Origin of the sequence: Geodermatophilus amargosae, assembly GCF_041028265.1 — a bacterium.
Taxonomy (GTDB): Bacteria; Actinomycetota; Actinomycetes; order Mycobacteriales; family Geodermatophilaceae; genus Geodermatophilus; species Geodermatophilus amargosae_A.
Genome location: NZ_JABGCW010000053.1, coordinates 1 through 317, shown reverse-complemented (window position 1 = coordinate 317; position 317 = coordinate 1). Strand labels below are relative to the sequence as shown.

The 317-nt window shown below is 49.2% G+C and carries 1 rRNA gene; it reads right to left on the bottom strand.

The features are described from left to right. Nucleotides 1-86: 86 nt before the first annotated feature. Nucleotides 87-317, bottom strand: a 23S ribosomal RNA gene (locus HLV61_RS23165); the annotation flags it as partial.

Below are 317 nucleotides of genomic sequence, written 5' to 3'. Positions count from 1 at the left end.
TGTTATCAGACCGTTTTTACGTTCTGATGTAATCTGAATCAGTGCTGAAAATCGTCTCTCATCCGCCAAAACATCTTCGGCGTTGTAAGGTTAAGCCTCACGGTTCATTAGTACCGGTTAGCTCAACGCATCGCTGCGCTTACACACCCGGCCTATCAACGTCGTCGTCTTCAACGTTCCTTCAGGAGACTCTAAGTCTCAGGGAGAACTCATCTCGGGGCAAGTTTCGTGCTTAGATGCTTTCAGCACTTATCTCTTCCGCATTTAGCTACCGGGCAGTGCCATTGGCATGACAACCCGAACACCAGTGATGCGTC